Genomic DNA, 16,439 nt, shown 5'->3' with positions numbered 1-16,439 from the left:
GAGGGCGCCCGGTACGCGTACCGGCCGCCCTCAGTGCCTCAGTCCCGCGTCACCGCTCCGCGTGCAGCAGCGTGAACCGCGCGCCCTCCGGATCCGCGACCGTCGCCGCTCGGCCGTGGGGCGTGTCCCGGGCCGGGTCGAGGACGTGCCCGCCCAGGTCGACGAGGCGCTGCACGGACTCGTCCGTGTCGGCCACCTCGAAGTACGTCATCCAGTGCGGGCCCCGGTCGCGCGGCAGGGTGTCGCCGACGCCGTGGATGCCGGCGACCGGCCGGCCGGCGAGGCGCAGGGTGACGTGGTCGCGGTCGGTGGAGGTCTCCGGAACCAGCTCGAAGCCGAAGACCGTCTCGTAGAACTTGGCGACGCTCGCCGTCTCGTAGGTCAGCAGTTCGTTCCAGGCCGGCGTGCCGGGCACGCCCGTGACGGCCGTGCCCAGGTGCGCGGCCGCCTGCCAGATGCCGAAGACGGCGCCCGCGGGGTCGGAGCCGAGGGCCATGCGGCCCGCCTCGCCCGCGTCCAGCGGCCCGACGCCGACCGTGCCACCGCACAGGCGCACCGTCTCGGCCGTGCGGTTGACGTCGTTGGAGGCGAAGTACGGCGTCCAGGCGGTGGGCAGTTGCCGGTCGGGCGGCAACTGGCCGATACCGGCCACCTCGCGCCCGTCGAGCAGGGCCCGCGCGTACGGGCCCAGTTGCTGGGGCCCCGGCCGGAACTCCCAGCCGAACAGGGCACCGTAGAAGTCGTGGGTGGCGGCCGGTCCGTGCACCATCAGACTCACCCAGCAGGGTGTGCCGGGCGCGCGCCGGGCGTTCGTCTCGCCGATCCGGCTGTCCGATCCCCGTGCGTCGGTCATCGTCACCCTCTTCTCGGCCCTCCGCGGGCCGTGCGTCCGCTTCCGCTCCGACGGGCCTCGGCACCGACACCGGCACCGGGTTCCGGTGCGTGGTTCGGGCGAGCTCGCGCTCGTGGGGCAGCCCGCCTGCCCGGGCAGTACAGCATGTGCCCGAACCCGTACGCCTCGTGATCGGTACTGTCCGGCGGGCAGAGTAGCCCGACATCGACGCCTCGGCCACTCGGTACGCCAGGATGGGGCCATGAACGCCATCATCTCCGCATCCGCACTCGTCGACGAACTGGCGGGCGCCAACCCGCCCGTCCTGCTGGACGTCCGCTGGCAACTGAGCACGGCGAGGGCGGCCGGGGCCCCGCCGTTCGACGGCCGCGCCGAGTACGCGTCGGGGCACCTTCCCGGCGCCGTCTACGTCGACCTGGACAGGGAGCTGGCCTCGGCGCCGGGTGCGAACGGCCGGCACCCGCTGCCCGACGTCGCCGAGTTCGGCGCGGCGATGCGCCGGGCGGGCGTGTCGCAGGGGCGGCCGGTCGTCGTCTACGACGGCGGACAGGGGTGGGCGGCGGCCCGCGCCTGGTGGCTGCTGCGCTGGACGGGTCACCCGAACGTGCGGGTCCTCGACGGCGGGTTGCCGTCCTGGCAGGCGCCGCTGTCGACGGACGTCCCGACGCCCGAGGAGGGCGACTTCACACCGGTACCGGGTGCGCCGGGCCTGCTGGACGCGGACGGGGCCGCCGCGCTGGCCCGGTCCGGAGTGCTGCTCGACGCGCGCGCGGGGGAGCGCTACCGGGGCGAGGTGGAACCGATCGATCCGGTCGGCGGCCACATCCCGGGAGCGCTGTCCGCCCCCACGACCGACAACGTCGCCCCGGACGGGCGCTTCCTGCCCGCGGAAGAACTCCGGGCACGCTTCAACACCCTGGGCGCCACGGAGAACGGCGCGGTCGGCGTGTACTGCGGCTCGGGCGTGTCGGGTGCCCACGAGGTGCTCGCGCTGGCGGTGGCGGGTATTCCGGCGGAGCTGTACGTGGGTTCGTGGTCCGAGTGGTCGTCGGACCCGGCCCGCCCCGTCGCGGTGGGGCCGGACCCGCAGTAGGGGCAGCGGTGGGGCCGAACCCGCAGTAGGAGCAGAGGCCGGGCCCGCAGTTGGGACAGAGACCGGGGCCGCACCCACGCGGGTGCGGCCCCGGCCTCGTGCACGTTGTCCGGCGAGGACGCGCTAGTCCTGCTTCTTGCGCCGCGTTCCGAACACGATCTCGTCCCAGCTCGGCACCGCCGCGCGGCGGCCCGGCCGGACGCCGTCGGCCTCGGCCTGGCGGTCGGTGGAACCGGTGAGACGGTCGCGGTGGCTGGCCACCGAGCGCGGCATGAGCACGTCGGCGTAGGCGGAGCCGGCCGACGCCGCGGGGGCGGGGGGCTCCTCCACCTCGGGTTCCTCGACGGGCTCCTCCACCGGCTCCGGAGCACGCTCGGGCACCACCAGGTCGCCGCGGAAGCTCGGCACCGCCTCCAACAGGCTGGTGAGCGAGTCGCGTTCCCGCTCCGCCGAGGCGGTGGCCGCGGTGTCCTCGGCCGGCTCGACAGGCGGCGGGGGCAGACTCGGCCGCTCCCGCTGCTCCCGGTCCAGGGTGCGGTCCAGCGGCCGGTCGCGGGGCAGCCGGGCGATGCGCGGCACGAACGGGAAGCTGGGCTCGGGTGCGGCGAGGTCGTCGGACTCGCCGATCAGCGCGCGCGCCTCCGCGTCGACGGCCTGGACGAGCCGCCGGGGTGGGTCGTACGTCCAGCTCGCCGAGTGCGGTTCGCCCGCGACCAGGTAGACCAGCAGGACTTCCCAGGTGCCGTCGTCGCGGCGCCAGGAGTCCCACTGGACGGTGTCCTTGTCGGCGCCGCGCAGCAGCAGCCGCTCCTGGACGGCCTCGCCGAGGGGCGGCCCGGAGTTCTCGCCGGGGCGGCGGACGGGGGTCTTGCGGGCCCGCTCCGCCATGAAGGCGCGCTCGGCCAGCACGGGGCCCTCGAAGCGCCGTACGCGATCGACGGGGATGCCGGCCATCTGGGCGACCTCTTCCGCGGTCGCGCCGGCCCGTATACGTGCCTGGATGTCGCGGGGGCGGAGATGGCTCTCCACCTCGATCTCGATCTGGCCGAGGCGCGGACGGTCGCCGCGCACGGCGGCCCGGAGCCGCTCATCGATCGGAAGCGTGTACTCCGTGCTGTCCGCAGCCTTCAGCACCAGCCGTGTGCCGTCATTCGAGACGGCCACGACACGCAGTTCGGGCATGGGGACCTCCCGGGTGGTGCCTGCCGACGTCACGTGCGTCGCTGCTTCCGCTCTGTCGAGTGTGGCCTGCCCGGGTGCAGCCTGCCACAACCTTGCCGAGTTGCCCGGCGTGTCGGGCGCGGGCCCTGGATCGCCGTTATGGCACGGTTACCTATTCGCAACGCTAAGTGACCAACTCCGTCACCCTGTGCAACTAGCCCCCTCCCGGCGGTCCTTCAAGGTGCCGGACCCCCTGTCGGGAGACCGGCTCCAGGGCTCGCAACAGTACTCCATTCGGGCCACGTGCGTGGATTGGCACGCCGCCCAACTTCTGGCAAGAGGTGACGCTTGGCCGTCCCTGGCGCGATTTCCGCGATCTTGGACGTGGCGTACTTCACGCAATCACCAGAAACGGAACTAATGGTTTCGGCCGCACGTCCCTTTCTCGTGCAGTTGATCGATCCCGTATGGGAAAGGCAGGCAAGGTCCGACAATGCGCGAAAGGTCCGATGACGCAGGCGAGGCAGACGTGCGTTCGAAGGGGGAGTCCAGGCGCATCGACCTGAGCGTGCCCCAGGTCGCGGGCAGCGCCCTGGCCGCGGTGGTGGCCGCCAAACTCGCCTCCTCCTTCGGTGTCTACGGCACGATCGCCGGCGCCGGTCTGATCAGTGTCGTCGCCACCTGCGGGGGCTCGGTGCTGCAGCACTTCTTCAAGCGCACCGGGGAGCAGATCCGGGTGAAGCGCACCGTCGCCACGGTGCGGACCGGCGGGCGGACCGCGTCGGTCGCGGCGGCCGTGCCGCCCCCGGCCTCGGGCGATTTCACCGAGGGGACCGTCTACCGCGCGCGGGCCAAGGGCTGGCGCCGCCCGCTGGTCGCGGCGGCCCTGGTCTTCGGCGTCACCATGGCCGGGATCACCGTGTACGAGGTCGCCTCCGGCCAGAACCTGAGCGGCGGCCACAGCACCACCGTCGGCAGCGCCTTCACCGGTCACGGCAAGTCGGCGGCCGATTCGGGGGAGTCGGGCGGTTCCGGCGGCTCAGACGGCTCCGAGGACGGGCAGCACGGCCGCGACTCGGGTGGCTCCGGCGGCTCGGGCGAAGAGAAGGACCCCGGTACGGGGAACGACGCCCCGGCCTCCACCCCCTCCGCGAGCCCGGACGGCACCGGTGAGAGCCCGTCGAAGGGCGGCGGCTCCGCGGAGGACGGCGGTACGGCGGCCAGCCCGACGCCCACCCCGGACGCCACCGGCGACGAGGGCACCGGCGGCACCGAGGCGCCCGACCCGGACGCCTCGGCTACGGCCCCAGAACCCGGCGCAAGTAGTCGTTCTGGAACCGGCGCTCCGGGTCAAGACGGTCCCGCAGCGCCGTGAACTCGCCGAAGCGCGGGTACACCCGGGAGAGGTACTCGGCGTCCCGGGTGTGCACCTTGCCCCAGTGCGGCCGGCCCTCGTGCGCCGTGAAGATGCGTTCGGCGGCGGTGAAGTACGCCTGGTAGGGCGTCCCCCGGAACATGTGCACGGCGATGTACGCGCTGTCGCGGCCCGACGCGGTGGACAGCGTGATGTCGTCGGCCGGGGCCGTGCGCACCTCGACCGGGAAGCTGATCCGCAGCCGTGACCGTTCGACCATCGCCCGCAGTTCGCGCAGCGCCTCGACGACGGCCCCGCGCGGAACGGCGTACTCCATCTCCACGAACCGCACCCGGCGCGGGGATGTGAAGACCTTGTAGGGGGTGTCCGTGTACGTCCGCGCGGAGAGTGCCCGGCTGGAGATCCGGGCGATCGACGGGATGGTGGCGGGTGCCGCGCGGCCGACCCAGTTGACCCCCTGGAAGAGGCCGTTGGAGAGGAACTCGTCGTCCAGCCAGCCCTTGAACCGGCCCACCGGCCGCTCCGGACCGGCGCTGCGGTTGTTGCGCTTGGTGTTGGTGCTGTTGGTGTGCGGGAACCAGTAGAACTCGAAGTGCTCGTTCTCGGACCACAGGGCGTCGAAGTCGGCCAGGACCCGGTCGAACGGCATCGGTTCCTCGCGGGCGGTCAGCAGGAAGACCGGCTCCACGGCGAAGGTGATCGCGGTGACGACGCCCAGCGCTCCGAGGCCGATCCGGGCGGCGGCGAACACCTCGGGGTTCTCGTCCGCGGAGCAGGTCAGCACCGAACCGTCCGCCGTGACCAGCTCCAGGCCCCGGATCTGGGCGGCAATCGAGGCCGAGTCGCGGCCGGTGCCGTGGGTGCCGGTGCTGGTGGCCCCGGAGACGGTCTGCTCCATGATGTCGCCCATGTTGGTCAGCGACAGGCCCTCACGCGCGAGCGCCATGTTGAGCCTCTTGAGCGGGGTGCCCGCCTCGACCGTGACCGTCATGGCGTCACGGTCGACACGGCGGATGCCCGTCAACAGTTGAGGGCGGATCAACACACCGTCCGTCGCGGCTATCGAGGTGAACGAGTGCCCGGTGCCGACCGCCTTGATCCGCAGCCCGTCCTCGGCCGCCCGGCGAACGGCGTCGGCCAGTTCGTCCACGGAGGCGGGAGCGACCTCCCGCGCGGGGCGCGCCGAGACGTTGCCGCCCCAGTTACGCCATGTGCCGTTCCGGCCGCTCGTCCTGCCGTTCGCCGTGCGTGTGCTGCTCAACGGTCCCTCCCCGACGCGGTTCCGGCCGCTTGAGCCGGCGGTACCCGAGGAAACCGACCGCGACCGCGACGGCCCCGGCCACCGCCGGAACCCCGTACCCCGCGCGCGCCCCGGAGGCGTCGATCACCCAGCCGCCCGCGGAGGAGCCGAGCGCGACCCCGACCGCGAGTCCGGTGCTCACCCAGGTCATGCCCTCGGTGAGCTGCGTGCGTGGCACGTGCTCTTCGATGAGGGACATCGTCGTGATCATCGTGGGAGCGATGGACAGACCCGCAACGAACAGCGCCGCGGCCAGAAACGGCAAGTTTCCGACCAGTAGGAGGGGGATCATACTCACGGCCATCGCACACACGCCCAGGAGCCAGCGGCGTTCCGGCGGCCCGGCGAAGCGCAGCAGCCCGAAGATCATGGCCGCCGTGCACGAGCCCGCCGCGTAGAGGGCGAGGACGAGGCTGGCGGCGGCCTTGTGTCCCTCCTCCTCGGCGAACGCCACGGTGACGACGTCGATGGCCCCGAAGATCGTCCCCGTGGCCGCGAAGGTGCCCACCAGGACCTGCAGCCCCCGGGAGCGCAGCGCCGTGCCGCCGCCCTTGTGCTCGCGCGGGTGCGGCTCGGGCTCGGTGGCGCGCTGCGAGGTCAGCCAGAAGACACCGGTCGCCAGGAAGCAGGCCGCGAGCAGCGGGCCGGCCTCCGGGAACCAGGCCGTCGACAGGCCGATGGAGATGATCGGGCCGAAGATGAAGCAGACCTCGTCCACCACGGACTCGAAGGAGTACGCGGTGTGCAGTTGCGGCGTGCCCCGGTAAAGGGCCGCCCAGCGGGCCCGGACCATCGCCCCGAGACTCGGCACGCAGCCGATGCCGACGCAGGCCGCGAACAGCACCCAGTCCGGCCACCCGTAGTGCGCGGCGGGCAGCAGGACCGCCGCCGCGGTCAGCGACACCAGCGTCGCCGGGCGCAGCACCCGGCGCTGCCCGTACCGGTCGACCAGGCGGGAGACCTGGGGTCCGGCCACGGCGGCGGCGAGCGCGATGGTGGCCGACAGGGCACCGGCCAGTCCGTACCGCCCGGTGAGCTGGGAGATCATCGTCACCACGCCGATGCCCATCATCGACAGCGGCATCCGGCCGAGGAAACCCGCGGCGGAGAAGCCCTTGGTGCCGGGGAGGGCGAACAGGGCGCGGTAGGGACTGGCCAACGAGGTCTCCGGAAGCGGCTCGGTCACGAGTCAGTAAGGTGCGAACGCAGTCGATACAGCTTACTCGCCCCTTCGTTCGGAAACACCCCCTCGGACCTGGTGAAACGCACGGTCGGTACCCCACCGTTTCCCCGCTGTCAGTGCCGGGTGGCAGGATCGGGGCATGCCAGACGTGCTCGATGCCAGCCCTTACGACGCCCTGCTCCTGCTCTCGTTCGGCGGCCCGGAGGGCCCGGACGACGTGGTCCCGTTCCTGGAGAACGTGACCCGGGGGCGCGGCATCCCCAAGGAACGCCTCAAGGAAGTCGGACAGCACTACTTCCTCTTCGGCGGCGTCAGCCCCATCAACGACCAGAACCGCGCCCTGCTGGACGCCCTGCGCAAGGACTTCGCCGAGCACGGCCTGGACCTGCCGGTCTACTGGGGCAACCGCAACTGGGCGCCGTACCTGACGGACACCCTGCGCGAGATGGTCGGCGACGGCCGCCGCCGCATCCTGGTCCTCGCGACCAGCGCCTACGCCTCCTACTCGGGCTGTCGCCAGTACCGCGAGAACCTGGCGGACGCCCTCGCCGCCCTGGAGTCCGAGGGGCTGGAGCTGCCGAAGATCGACAAGCTCCGGCACTACTTCAACCACCCCGGCTTCGTCGAGCCGATGGTCGACGGGGTCGTCCGGTCCCTGGCGGAGCTGCCCGAGGAGGTCAGGGACGGCGCGCACATCGCGTTCTGCACCCACTCGATCCCCACCTCCGCAGCCGACACGTCCGGCCCGGTCGAGGAGCACGGCGACGGCGGGGCGTACGTGCGCCAGCACCTGGACGTGGCCCAGGTGATCGCCGACGCCGTCCGCGAGCGCACCGGCGTCGACCACCCCTGGCAGCTCGTCTACCAGTCGCGTTCCGGAGCCCCGCACATCCCGTGGCTCGAGCCCGACATCTGCGACCACCTGGAGGAACGGCAGGCGGCCGGTGTGCCCGCGGTCGTGATGGCCCCCATCGGCTTCGTCTCCGACCACATGGAGGTCCTGTACGACCTCGACACGGAGGCCACCGCCAAGGCGGAGGAGCTTGGGCTGCCGGTGCGCCGCTCGGCCACCGTGGGCGCCGACCCGCGCTTCGCCGCGGCCGTCCGCGACCTGGTCCTGGAGCGGGCGGGCGACGAGCGCGGGCAGGAGGTCGCGCCCTGCGCCCTCGGCGCGCTCGGCGCGAGCCACAACCTGTGCCCGGTCGGCTGCTGCCCGGCCCGTGCCCCCCGGCCCGCCGCCGCGGGCGCCGACAGCCCCTACGCGTGAGGACCCCCGTGACCGACGTGACGCCCGACCCGCTCCACGCCGACCTGCTGAAGATCGCCCAGGAGGCCGCCCGTCGCGCGGGCGAGCTGCTGCGGGACGGCCGCCCGGCCGACCTGGCGGTCGCCGCCACCAAGTCCAGCCCGATCGACGTGGTCACCGAGATGGACATCGCCGCGGAGAAGCTGATCACCGGGCTGATCGCCGAGCGCCGCCCCGACGACGGCTTCCTCGGCGAGGAGGGTGCCGCCACGGAGGGCACCAGTGGCATCCGCTGGGTCATCGACCCGCTGGACGGCACGGTGAACTACCTGTACGGACTGCCCACCTGGGCGGTCTCCATCTGCGCCGAGCAGGACGGCGAGCGGGTGGCCGGCGCGGTCGTGGCCCCGATGCGGGGCGAGTCCTACCACGCGGTCCTGGGCGGCGGCGCCTGGGCGACCGGCGCCTGGGAGGGCGAACGAAGGCTCGCCTGCCGGTCCGCCGCACCGCTGGACCAGGCGCTGGTCTCCACCGGCTTCAACTACGTCGCCGACGTCCGCGCGGAGCAGGCCGAGATCGCGCGACGGCTGATCCCGCTGGTGCGGGACATCCGGCGCGGCGGCTCGGCCGCGATCGACCTGTGCGACGTGGCCGCGGGACGCCTCGACGGCTACTACGAGCGCGGACTGCACCCCTGGGACCTCGCGGCGGGGGACCTGATCGCCCGTGAGGCGGGCGCGGTGACCGGTGGACGCCCCGGTGAGCGCCCCTCCGGCGCCCTGACCATCGCCGCCACCCCGGCCGTCTTCGATCCCCTCCAGCGGCTCCTGACGGACTTCGGAGCGTAGGCCGCCGGCGGTTGTGCGGAGGGCGGCGTCGGTCCCCGCGGGGGAGTGCCGTCGCCCGGCGCCGTGCCCGCGCGCCCCGCGGGCGTGCCGGGTGCCGAGCGGGGAGGCTGCGCCGACGCATGCGGGGCCGCGTCACGCCGCCCCACCGGGTGGTGCGGGGCGGCGGCCCGCCCCGCCCGAGCGGGCCGCCGCGGGCATGCTCCCGCGGTCGGTTCCGCCGTCGACACCACACTCGGTTCCGCCGTCGATCCAGCGTCCGGTCACATCGCGTCGTGGGCCGACGAGCGGGCCGGCGGAGGTCGTTGCGGTCGGGCCCCTCGGCCCCTCGGCCGCACGGTCAGGCACGTGGGTCTGGACCGCCTCTCCGTCCCGCCGCTGCCCGCTTGCCGGGCGGGGTTCGGCGGCCCCCCTCCCGGCTCACCTGGTCCCGGAGACCGCTCAGGCGTGTCCCCCGCCGGGCCGGATCGGGCAGCCCTTCCGCCCGGCCGCGCCGCACGGCCTGCCCCGACCGCCCCACCTGTGCTGCCCGTACTCCGTGGCCGCCGGGGCACACCACGCACCGCAGCACGGCACCGCGCATGACGAGGCCCCGGTGCTGGATCCCACCGGGGCCTCGTTCTCCGCGGGCCGATCAGGCGTTGGTCGCGCTGACCTCCACACCGTGCTCGGCAGCGAGACGGCGCAGATCGTCGAGCTCGCCCAGCTCCACCTCGACAAGGAACTCGTCGCCCTCGTCGCGGGCCCGGGACAGGTCGGACTCGGTCGTCTTTATGCGCTGCAGAAGTCCTGCGGTGAAAGCGTCCATGCTGCGCCCCCTCGTCCTGGGTCGTGGGTCGTTGGCACGGGGGTGTGCCGATCGGAAGGGGCGATCACGCCTCCGGTGGAGTGCCCAGCGCTGCCCTGCCGGGCGGCGACCGTGCCGGACACCCACGCCCGCTCTGCGGAAGCGGACCGCGGCGTACCGCGCGGTAACGCGGTACAGGCAGAGCGTGATCGCGGGGTGTAAAGCCGTCCTCCCCCAGCTCCCCTTCGCGGAAACCTCAACCGCGCGAGAAAATCTCGCATTCCCGCTCCGGCGGCCTTTCCGCGCCGATCTTCGTCACCGGCCCCTCACCCGACTTACAGCCGACTTATGGCCGAAAAGGGCAGGATGGAGGCAACACACCCACCAGCCCCCTGCCCTCGTGCGTCCGAGAAGCGCTACGCGGGTGGACACAGGAAGGACAAGCGACGTGCGCGTACTCGTCGTCGAGGACGAGCAGCTGCTCGCCGATGCGGTGGCCACCGGACTGCGCCGGGAGGCCATGGCCGTCGACGTCGTGTACGACGGTGCGGCCGCCCTGGAACGCATCGGCGTCAACGACTACGACGTGGTCGTCCTCGACCGCGACCTCCCCCTCGTGCACGGCGACGACGTCTGCCGCAAGATCGTCGAGCTGGGCATGCCCACGCGCGTGCTCATGCTCACGGCCTCCGGCGACGTCAGCGACCGGGTCGAGGGCCTGGAGATCGGCGCCGACGACTACCTGCCCAAGCCCTTCGCGTTCAGCGAGCTGATCGCCCGCGTGCGCGCCCTGGGCCGGCGCACCAGCGTGCCCCTGCCGCCCGTCCTCGAGCGCGCCGGGATCAAGCTCGACCCGAACCGCCGCGAGGTCTTCCGCGACGGCCAGGAGGTGCAGCTCGCCCCCAAGGAGTTCGCCGTCCTGGAGGTCCTCATGCGCAGTGAGGGCGCCGTGGTCTCCGCGGAGCAGCTCCTGGAGAAGGCCTGGGACGAGAACACCGACCCGTTCACCAACGTCGTGCGCGTGACCGTCATGACCCTGCGCCGCAAGCTGGGCGAGCCGCCCGTCATCGTCACCGTCCCCGGCTCCGGCTACCGGATCTGAGCGGCTGTGGCGACGACACCCGCGCCCCCCGGGGCGCCCCCCAAGCCCACGTGGGATCCCCGCTCGGCCACGCCCCTGCCGTGGCTGCGCCCCACCATCCGGATACGGCTCACGCTGCTGTACGGCGGCATGTTCCTGATCGCCGGCATCCTGCTGCTGTCGATCATCTACCTCCTGGCCGCCCAGGCGGTGCGCACCGGCAACGAACCGCTGTACAAGATCGTCGACTTCACCGGCCTCAAGGTCTCCAGCAGCACCTGTCCCGTGGTCGACAACGGCAACCTGTCGCTGTCCGACTTCAACGCGGCGATCAGCGACTGCATGGACCACCAGCGCAAGGTCGCGCTGGACAACCTGCTCAGCCGTTCGCTGCTGGCGCTCCTCGGCCTCGCCGTGATCGCCTTCGCCTTCGGCTACGCCATGGCCGGACGCGTCCTGTCGCCGCTGGGCCGGATCACCCGCACCGCGCGCGCGGTGGCCGGCTCCGACCTCTCCCGCCGCATCGAGCTGGACGGCCCGGACGACGAGCTGAAGGAGCTGGCCGACACCTTCGACGACATGCTGGAGCGGCTGCAGCGGGCCTTCACCGCCCAACAGCGCTTCGTCGGCAACGCCTCCCACGAGCTGCGCACGCCGCTGGCGATCAACCGCACCCTGCTGGAAGTGCACCTGTCCGATCCGAACGCGCCGGTGGAGCTCCAGCAGCTCGGCAAGACGCTGCTGGCGACCAACGAACGCAGCGAGCAGCTGGTCGAGGGCCTGCTGCTGCTGGCCCGCAGCGACAACCAGATCGTCGAGCGCAAACCGGTGGACCTCGCCGAGGTGGCCGGCCAGGCCATCGATCAGGTGCACGCCGAGGCCGAGAGCAAGGGCGTGGAGATCCGCGGCACCCGCGAGGCCGCGGTGGTCCAGGGCAACGGCGTCCTGCTGGAGCGGATCGCCCTGAACCTCGTCCAGAACGCCGTGCGCTACAACGTGGCCGAACAGGGCTGGGTGGAGGTCGCCACGGCCGTCGAGAACGGCCAGGCGGTCCTGGTGGTCACCAACACGGGCCCGGTCGTACCGGCGTACGAGGTGGACAACCTCTTCGAGCCGTTCCGGCGGCTGCGCACCGAGCGGACGGGCAGCGACAAGGGCGTCGGCCTCGGGCTGTCGATCGCGCGGTCCGTGGCCCGGGCGCACGGCGGGCACATCTACGCCCAGCCGCGCGAGGGCGGGGGGCTCGTGATGCGGGTGACGCTGCCCGTCTGAGATCATGACCCCGACATCTCACCGAGACCCGAGGATGTTCGCTTTGAGCGGAATTTCCAGGCCACTGGCCCCGGAGTCGCGTGTGTGATCGATCACAGCGGAGGCTTTCCCGCTCTCTACTCTCCGTGATCATGCACCCTGTCGGAAAGCCGGGAAAATCCCGGTTTTCAGGGGCCCTGATCACGGGAAGTACACGGTGAGACGCCTTTGAAGTGCGGCATTCGGACCGTGTACGGTCCCCATCGCCATCCAAGCCGATCACTCGTGAGGAGTCCGGTTGGGTGTCGATTGAGTAACAGACCTTGATGTGAGGCAAAATCTCCGCCTCAGGTCGGGCACAAGTCCGGCCTCTCACGCGTTACGTGCGCTGAAGACACCGCAGACACCCAGAGGGGGAGAGCGACCATGGCAACCGATTACGACACTCCACGCAAGACCGACGACGACGTCGACTCGGACAGCCTCGAAGAGCTGAAGGCCCGGCGGAACGACAAGTCCGCCTCGGCCGTCGACGTCGACGAGTTCGAGGCCGCGGAAGGCCTCGAGCTTCCCGGCGCCGACCTCTCGAACGAGGAACTGGCCGTCCGTGTACTGCCGAAGCAGCAGGACGAGTTCACCTGCATGAGCTGCTTCCTGGTGCACCACCGCAGCCAGCTGGCCCGGGAGAAGAACGGCCAGCCGATCTGCCGCGACTGCGACTGAGGCGGGGTCGGCCGTGACCGGCTCGACCCCTCCCTGGAAGCGCCGTTTCTCCCGACGAGGAGCGGACCAAGGGCCGTCCTACGGTCCGTACAGCGCGCGTGACGACGAGCGGGGCCCGACCGATACGGGGAAGGCCCCGCTCGAGCCAGTGGCCGACCGGAGTGACCTCCCGGCGACCACCCGGCCGCCGGCACCCGCTGCCCGGCGCCGGGCAGCGGCGTTCCGGGAGAAGGCGGGACAGGGGGTCCGCAACGGCGGCGCCCGCGCCAGGGCAGCCCTGGGACACCTCGCCGACCGGATCATCGACCTGGCCCCGCGCGTGCCCGTACGGGACCTGGCGACGCTGCGCAGGCAGTTCCCCGGCCTCGGCCCCGAAGAGCTCGCCGACCGCCTGGTGGCCGGCGCGGCCAAGGGCACGGCGACCGTGGGAGCGGGCGTCGGCGCGGCGGCGATGCTGCCCGTACCACCGGCGATGCCCACCGAACTGGCCGCCGAGATCACCGGCGTCGCGGCGATCGAGCTCAAGATGATCGCCGAACTCCACGAGGTCTACGGAGTACGGCCGCCCGGCGGCCTCACCCAGCGCAGCACCGCGTACCTGAACTCGTGGTCGGACGAACGCGGAGTCGACGTGTCCAAGCCGTCGACCCTCGGCTCGGCGATGAACAGCCACATGAAGCGCCAGCTGCGCCAGCAGATCATGAAGCGGATGGTGCGCGACCTGCCGAACCTGATGCCGTTCATGGTGGGCGCGGCCGTGGGCGCCGTGATGAACCGACGCGACACCAGAAAGCTGGCCGCCAGGATCCGTACCGACCTGCGCAAGAGGCAGGTCGCCTGGAGCGCCCTGGACGACCTCCCCGCCCTGGAACGCCCGCAGGACGCCCTGGACATGGGCGAGATCACCAAGGGAATCGGACCCGGCTCCGCCGGCCGCGGGGAAAACTTCGGCAAAGACGAGCGCTGACCCGCGGCACGCGCCCGTGCTACGCGGCCGCAGCCTTCGCCGCCGTCAGCGCCTCGATCAGCCGCTCCGGCTCACGCGTCGACAGGTACAGGTACGGCGTCGGGTCCTCCGGGTCCGTGACCAGCACGCGCACCGCCCTCGGGATGTAGGCGCGCAGCAGCAGGAACGCCCGGGTGTCGGCCTTGTACGTGCGCCAGGCGCGTGCCTCCTCCGGGTCCAGGACCTCCGCCTCGCCCAGCGCCGAGAGCGGCACCTTCGCCTCGCCCGCGACCAGCGAATCGCCCACGATTCGGATGCGGACCGCGCCGTACGAACTGGCCGCCACCGCCGCCACCGCGGTGCCGCCCACCAGGCCGCCCAGCATCGGCAGCGTGCCGAACGGCAGCAGGATCAGCGCGAACGCCAGCCCCACCAGGAAGGAGACCAGCCACCAGGATCGGGGCGCGGTGAGGCGTTCTTCGTACGGGGCCGTGGAGAGCTGCATGAAGCAAGCTTGGCACGGTATCGGTGTTCGGCCGACGCGCGGGTAAGGTCTGCGCCTGTGAGTGGTACTTCCCCAGGTCTTCAGCCCCCCGCCGACGCCGTGAAACCCGTACGGCACCCCGACGCGCCCGCCCCCGGCGAGCTGCTCGGCGCCCACTACGGGCAGTGCTTCGGCTGCGGCGGCGACCAGCCCCACGGACTGCACCTCCAGGCGCGGGCGGGTGAAGGCGTGTCGATCACCGCCGAGTTCACCGTCCGCCCCGCCCACCAGGGCGCCCCCGGCCTGGCGCACGGTGGGGTGCTGGCCACGGCCCTGGACGAGACGCTGGGCTCCCTCAACTGGCTGCTGCGCACGATCGCGGTGACCGGACGACTGGAGACCGACTTCAGGCGTCCGGTGCCCGTGGGCACGACGCTGTACCTGGAGGCCGAGGTCACCGCGGTGGCCGGCCGGAAGATCTACTCCACCGCCACCGGCCGGATCGGTGGCCCCGACGGTCCGGTGGCCGTCCGCGCCGACGCCCTCTTCATCGAGGTCAAGGTCGAGCACTTCGTCCAGAACGGCCGCGAGGAGGAGATCCGCGCCGCCATGGACGACCCCGACCAGCTCCGCCGCGCCCGCGCCTTCGAGGTGAACCCGTGAGCCGGGCCGACCTCGAGGTGCTGATCCGCCGCGTCGACCCCGACGTACCGCTCCCGGCCTACGCGCAGCCCGGCGACGCGGGGGCCGACCTGCGCACCACCGTCGACTGCGAGCTGGCGCCCGGCGAGCGCACCGTTCTGCCCACGGGCGTGTCTGTCGCGCTCCCCGAGGGGTACGCGGCCTTCGTGCACCCACGTTCCGGACTGGCCGCCCGCTGCGGCGTCGCCCTGGTGAATGCCCCGGGGACGATTGATGCCGGGTACCGTGGGGAGATCAAGGTGATCGTGGTGAATCTCGACCCGCGCGAAAGCGTGCGGTTCGAGCGCTTCGACCGGATTGCCCAACTGGTCGTCCAGCAGGTCGAGAGGGTCCGCTTCCGTCAGGTCGCGGAACTTCCCGGCTCGGCGCGGGCCGAGGGGGGCTTCGGGTCCACCGGCGGGCACGCCGGGCTGGACCCTGCAAGCGGCACAAGCGGTCAGGTCGCCGAAGGCGGCCCGACGGGTGGGAATCGATACGCTTCGGTCGTATCCGACCGGGAAGGACAGTGACGTGTTCGGACGTCGCAAGAAGAGGGATGCCGCCGAGGACGCGGCCGGCGAGACCGAGCAGGTCGTCGACAGCGTCGACACCGAGGCGGACGAAGAGCGCGAACGCGTGCGGCTCGAGCCCGAGCCGCGCCCCGACGGGCCCTGGGACAGCACCGAGGTCCGCGACCCGGGCGAGGGCCGGGTCGACCTGGGAGGTCTGTTCATCCCCGGGGTCGACGGCATGGAACTGCGGGTGGAGGTCGCCGGTGACGCGATCGTCGCCGCGACCGTCGTACTGCGGGACAGCGCCATCCAGCTCCAGGGCTTCGCCGCGCCCAAGCGCGAGGGCATCTGGGGCGAGGTGCGCGAGGAGATCGGCTCCGGCATCACCCAGCAGGGCGGCATCATCGACGAGGTCGAGGGTCCGCTGGGCTGGGAGCTGCGGGCCCAGGTCCCGGTGCAGCTGCCGGACGGCACCGGCGGCTTCCAGGTCGTGCGGTTCGTCGGCGTGGACGGGCCCCGCTGGTTCCTGCGCGGGGTGATCTCGGGCCAGGGCGCTGTGCAGCCGCAGGCCGCCGGTCTGCTGGAGCAGATCTTCCGGGACACCGTCGTCGTCCGCGGCGAGGGCCCGATGGCCCCCAGGGACCCCATCGTCCTGAAGCTGCCGAACGACGCGCAGATGGTTCCCGAAGGTGTCCAGCAGGAGGAGGGCTCCCGCTTCGCCGGCGGCATGGGCCAGCTCCAGCGCGGACCGGAGATCACCGAGGTTCGTTAGGCGAGGACCCGACAGGGCGCTCTTCGCCGTACGCGCGCCACGAGGGCCGCGTCCCCAGGGGGATGCGGCCCTTTCGCCGTACGGACGGGACGCGTGGCGGGCGGATTCAACGGCCGCGGCCGTTGAATCCGCCCGCCCGCGTTGGT

At 72.4% G+C, this 16,439-nt stretch carries 17 protein-coding genes; 11 read left to right on the top strand and 6 right to left on the bottom strand.

The window, feature by feature from the left end; all coding sequences use genetic code 11:
* Positions 1-49: 49 nt before the first annotated feature.
* Entirely contained in the window at positions 50-853 is an 804-nt protein-coding gene (locus IE258_RS34025; RefSeq protein WP_189749644.1) for a VOC family protein, read from the bottom strand.
* Positions 854-1,094: 241 nt separating this feature from the next.
* Here IE258_RS34025 and IE258_RS34020 point away from each other — a divergent pair, with 241 nt between their 5' ends.
* Complete coding sequence (locus tag IE258_RS34020) at positions 1,095-1,946, top strand: sulfurtransferase (RefSeq protein ID WP_189749643.1); 852 nt, start codon at positions 1,095-1,097, stop codon at positions 1,944-1,946.
* A gap of 123 nt (positions 1,947-2,069) precedes the next feature.
* On the opposite strand, the gene sepH is transcribed toward IE258_RS34020, so the two are convergent.
* Positions 2,070-3,128, bottom strand: coding sequence for a septation protein SepH (gene sepH, locus IE258_RS34015; protein WP_189749642.1), 1,059 nt, complete (start codon positions 3,126-3,128; stop codon positions 2,070-2,072).
* Positions 3,129-3,600: 472 nt separating this feature from the next.
* Between sepH and IE258_RS34010 the strand changes: the two genes are divergently transcribed.
* Positions 3,601-4,482, top strand: coding sequence for a hypothetical protein (locus IE258_RS34010; protein WP_189749640.1), 882 nt, complete (start codon positions 3,601-3,603; stop codon positions 4,480-4,482).
* Here IE258_RS34010 and IE258_RS34005 read toward each other — a convergent pair.
* Complete coding sequence (locus tag IE258_RS34005) at positions 4,406-5,743, bottom strand: D-arabinono-1,4-lactone oxidase (RefSeq protein ID WP_189749639.1); 1,338 nt, start codon at positions 5,741-5,743, stop codon at positions 4,406-4,408. The genes IE258_RS34010 and IE258_RS34005 overlap by 77 nt on opposite strands.
* Entirely contained in the window at positions 5,685-6,941 is a 1,257-nt protein-coding gene (locus IE258_RS34000) for an MFS transporter (RefSeq protein WP_189749760.1), read from the bottom strand. Before IE258_RS34000 ends, IE258_RS34005 begins: the two co-directional genes overlap by 59 nt.
* A 163-nt stretch (positions 6,942-7,104) precedes the next feature.
* On the opposite strand from IE258_RS34000, the gene IE258_RS33995 reads away from it, so the two are divergent.
* The gene (locus IE258_RS33995; protein ID WP_189749638.1) at positions 7,105-8,232 is read left to right on the top strand and encodes a ferrochelatase; all 1,128 of its coding nucleotides are present in this window, start codon (positions 7,105-7,107) and stop codon (positions 8,230-8,232) included.
* Positions 8,233-8,240: 8 nt separating this feature from the next.
* Positions 8,241-9,059, top strand: coding sequence for an inositol monophosphatase family protein (locus IE258_RS33990; RefSeq protein WP_189749637.1), 819 nt, complete (start codon positions 8,241-8,243; stop codon positions 9,057-9,059).
* Positions 9,060-9,690: 631 nt separating this feature from the next.
* On the opposite strand, the gene IE258_RS33985 is transcribed toward IE258_RS33990, so the two are convergent.
* Positions 9,691-9,864, bottom strand: a complete 174-nt coding sequence (locus IE258_RS33985) for a hypothetical protein (protein WP_007387792.1) — start codon at positions 9,862-9,864, stop codon at positions 9,691-9,693.
* 427 nt (positions 9,865-10,291) lie between these two features.
* Between IE258_RS33985 and IE258_RS33980 the strand changes: the two genes are divergently transcribed.
* The 4 genes from IE258_RS33980 (at position 10,292) to IE258_RS33965 (ending at position 13,865) form a co-directional block, all read left to right on the top strand.
* Positions 10,292-10,945: a response regulator transcription factor gene (locus IE258_RS33980; protein ID WP_031134731.1), complete on the top strand. Its 654-nt coding sequence runs from the start codon at positions 10,292-10,294 to the stop codon at positions 10,943-10,945.
* A gap of 6 nt (positions 10,946-10,951) precedes the next feature.
* On the top strand, positions 10,952-12,196 hold the full coding sequence (locus IE258_RS33975; protein ID WP_189749636.1) for a sensor histidine kinase: 1,245 nt from the start codon (positions 10,952-10,954) through the stop codon (positions 12,194-12,196).
* A gap of 405 nt (positions 12,197-12,601) precedes the next feature.
* Positions 12,602-12,898 (top strand): DUF4193 domain-containing protein, encoded by a 297-nt coding sequence (locus tag IE258_RS33970; protein WP_003993510.1) that lies wholly within the window; start codon positions 12,602-12,604, stop codon positions 12,896-12,898.
* 13 nt (positions 12,899-12,911) lie between these two features.
* Positions 12,912-13,865: a hypothetical protein gene (locus IE258_RS33965; RefSeq protein WP_189749634.1), complete on the top strand. Its 954-nt coding sequence runs from the start codon at positions 12,912-12,914 to the stop codon at positions 13,863-13,865.
* A 19-nt stretch (positions 13,866-13,884) separates the two neighbouring features.
* Here the strand turns inward: IE258_RS33965 and IE258_RS33960 are convergent, their stop codons facing one another.
* On the bottom strand, positions 13,885-14,349 hold the full coding sequence (locus tag IE258_RS33960) for a DUF3093 domain-containing protein (protein WP_159328015.1): 465 nt from the start codon (positions 14,347-14,349) through the stop codon (positions 13,885-13,887).
* Between the two features lie 57 nt (positions 14,350-14,406).
* Between IE258_RS33960 and IE258_RS33955 the strand changes: the two genes are divergently transcribed.
* From IE258_RS33955 to IE258_RS33945, 3 genes are read left to right on the top strand one after another with little or no spacing between them, the layout of a single operon-like run.
* Entirely contained in the window at positions 14,407-14,991 is a 585-nt protein-coding gene (locus IE258_RS33955; protein ID WP_189749633.1) for a PaaI family thioesterase, read from the top strand.
* Positions 14,988-15,539, top strand: a complete 552-nt coding sequence (dut, locus tag IE258_RS33950; protein WP_189749631.1) for a dUTP diphosphatase — start codon at positions 14,988-14,990, stop codon at positions 15,537-15,539. Before IE258_RS33955 ends, dut begins: the two co-directional genes overlap by 4 nt.
* 1 nt (position 15,540) lies before the next feature.
* Positions 15,541-16,293 (top strand): DUF3710 domain-containing protein, encoded by a 753-nt coding sequence (locus IE258_RS33945; protein WP_123626582.1) that lies wholly within the window; start codon positions 15,541-15,543, stop codon positions 16,291-16,293.
* Positions 16,294-16,439 lie beyond the last annotated feature (146 nt).

It is taken from the genome of Streptomyces tendae, assembly GCF_014650435.1.
In the GTDB taxonomy this organism is placed as follows: Bacteria; Actinomycetota; Actinomycetes; order Streptomycetales; family Streptomycetaceae; genus Streptomyces; species Streptomyces tendae.
The sequence above is the reverse complement of the archived record's forward strand: the minus strand, read 5'-3'. Positions and strand labels throughout refer to the sequence as shown.

Excerpts from the sequence above, each read along its gene's own strand:
- IE258_RS34025 (WP_189749644.1), bottom strand. The coding sequence starts at position 853 with ATGACCGACGCACGGGGATCGGACAGCCGGATCGGCGAGACGAACGCC.
- IE258_RS34020 (WP_189749643.1), top strand. The coding sequence starts at position 1,095 with ATGAACGCCATCATCTCCGCATCCGCACTCGTCGACGAACTGGCGGGC.
- sepH (WP_189749642.1), bottom strand. The coding sequence starts at position 3,128 with ATGCCCGAACTGCGTGTCGTGGCCGTCTCGAATGACGGCACACGGCTG.
- IE258_RS34010 (WP_189749640.1), top strand. The coding sequence starts at position 3,601 with ATGCGCGAAAGGTCCGATGACGCAGGCGAGGCAGACGTGCGTTCGAAG.
- IE258_RS33995 (WP_189749638.1), top strand. The coding sequence starts at position 7,105 with ATGCCAGACGTGCTCGATGCCAGCCCTTACGACGCCCTGCTCCTGCTC.
- IE258_RS33985 (WP_007387792.1), bottom strand. The coding sequence starts at position 9,864 with ATGGACGCTTTCACCGCAGGACTTCTGCAGCGCATAAAGACGACCGAG.
- IE258_RS33970 (WP_003993510.1), top strand. The coding sequence starts at position 12,602 with ATGGCAACCGATTACGACACTCCACGCAAGACCGACGACGACGTCGAC.
- IE258_RS33960 (WP_159328015.1), bottom strand. The coding sequence starts at position 14,349 with ATGCAGCTCTCCACGGCCCCGTACGAAGAACGCCTCACCGCGCCCCGA.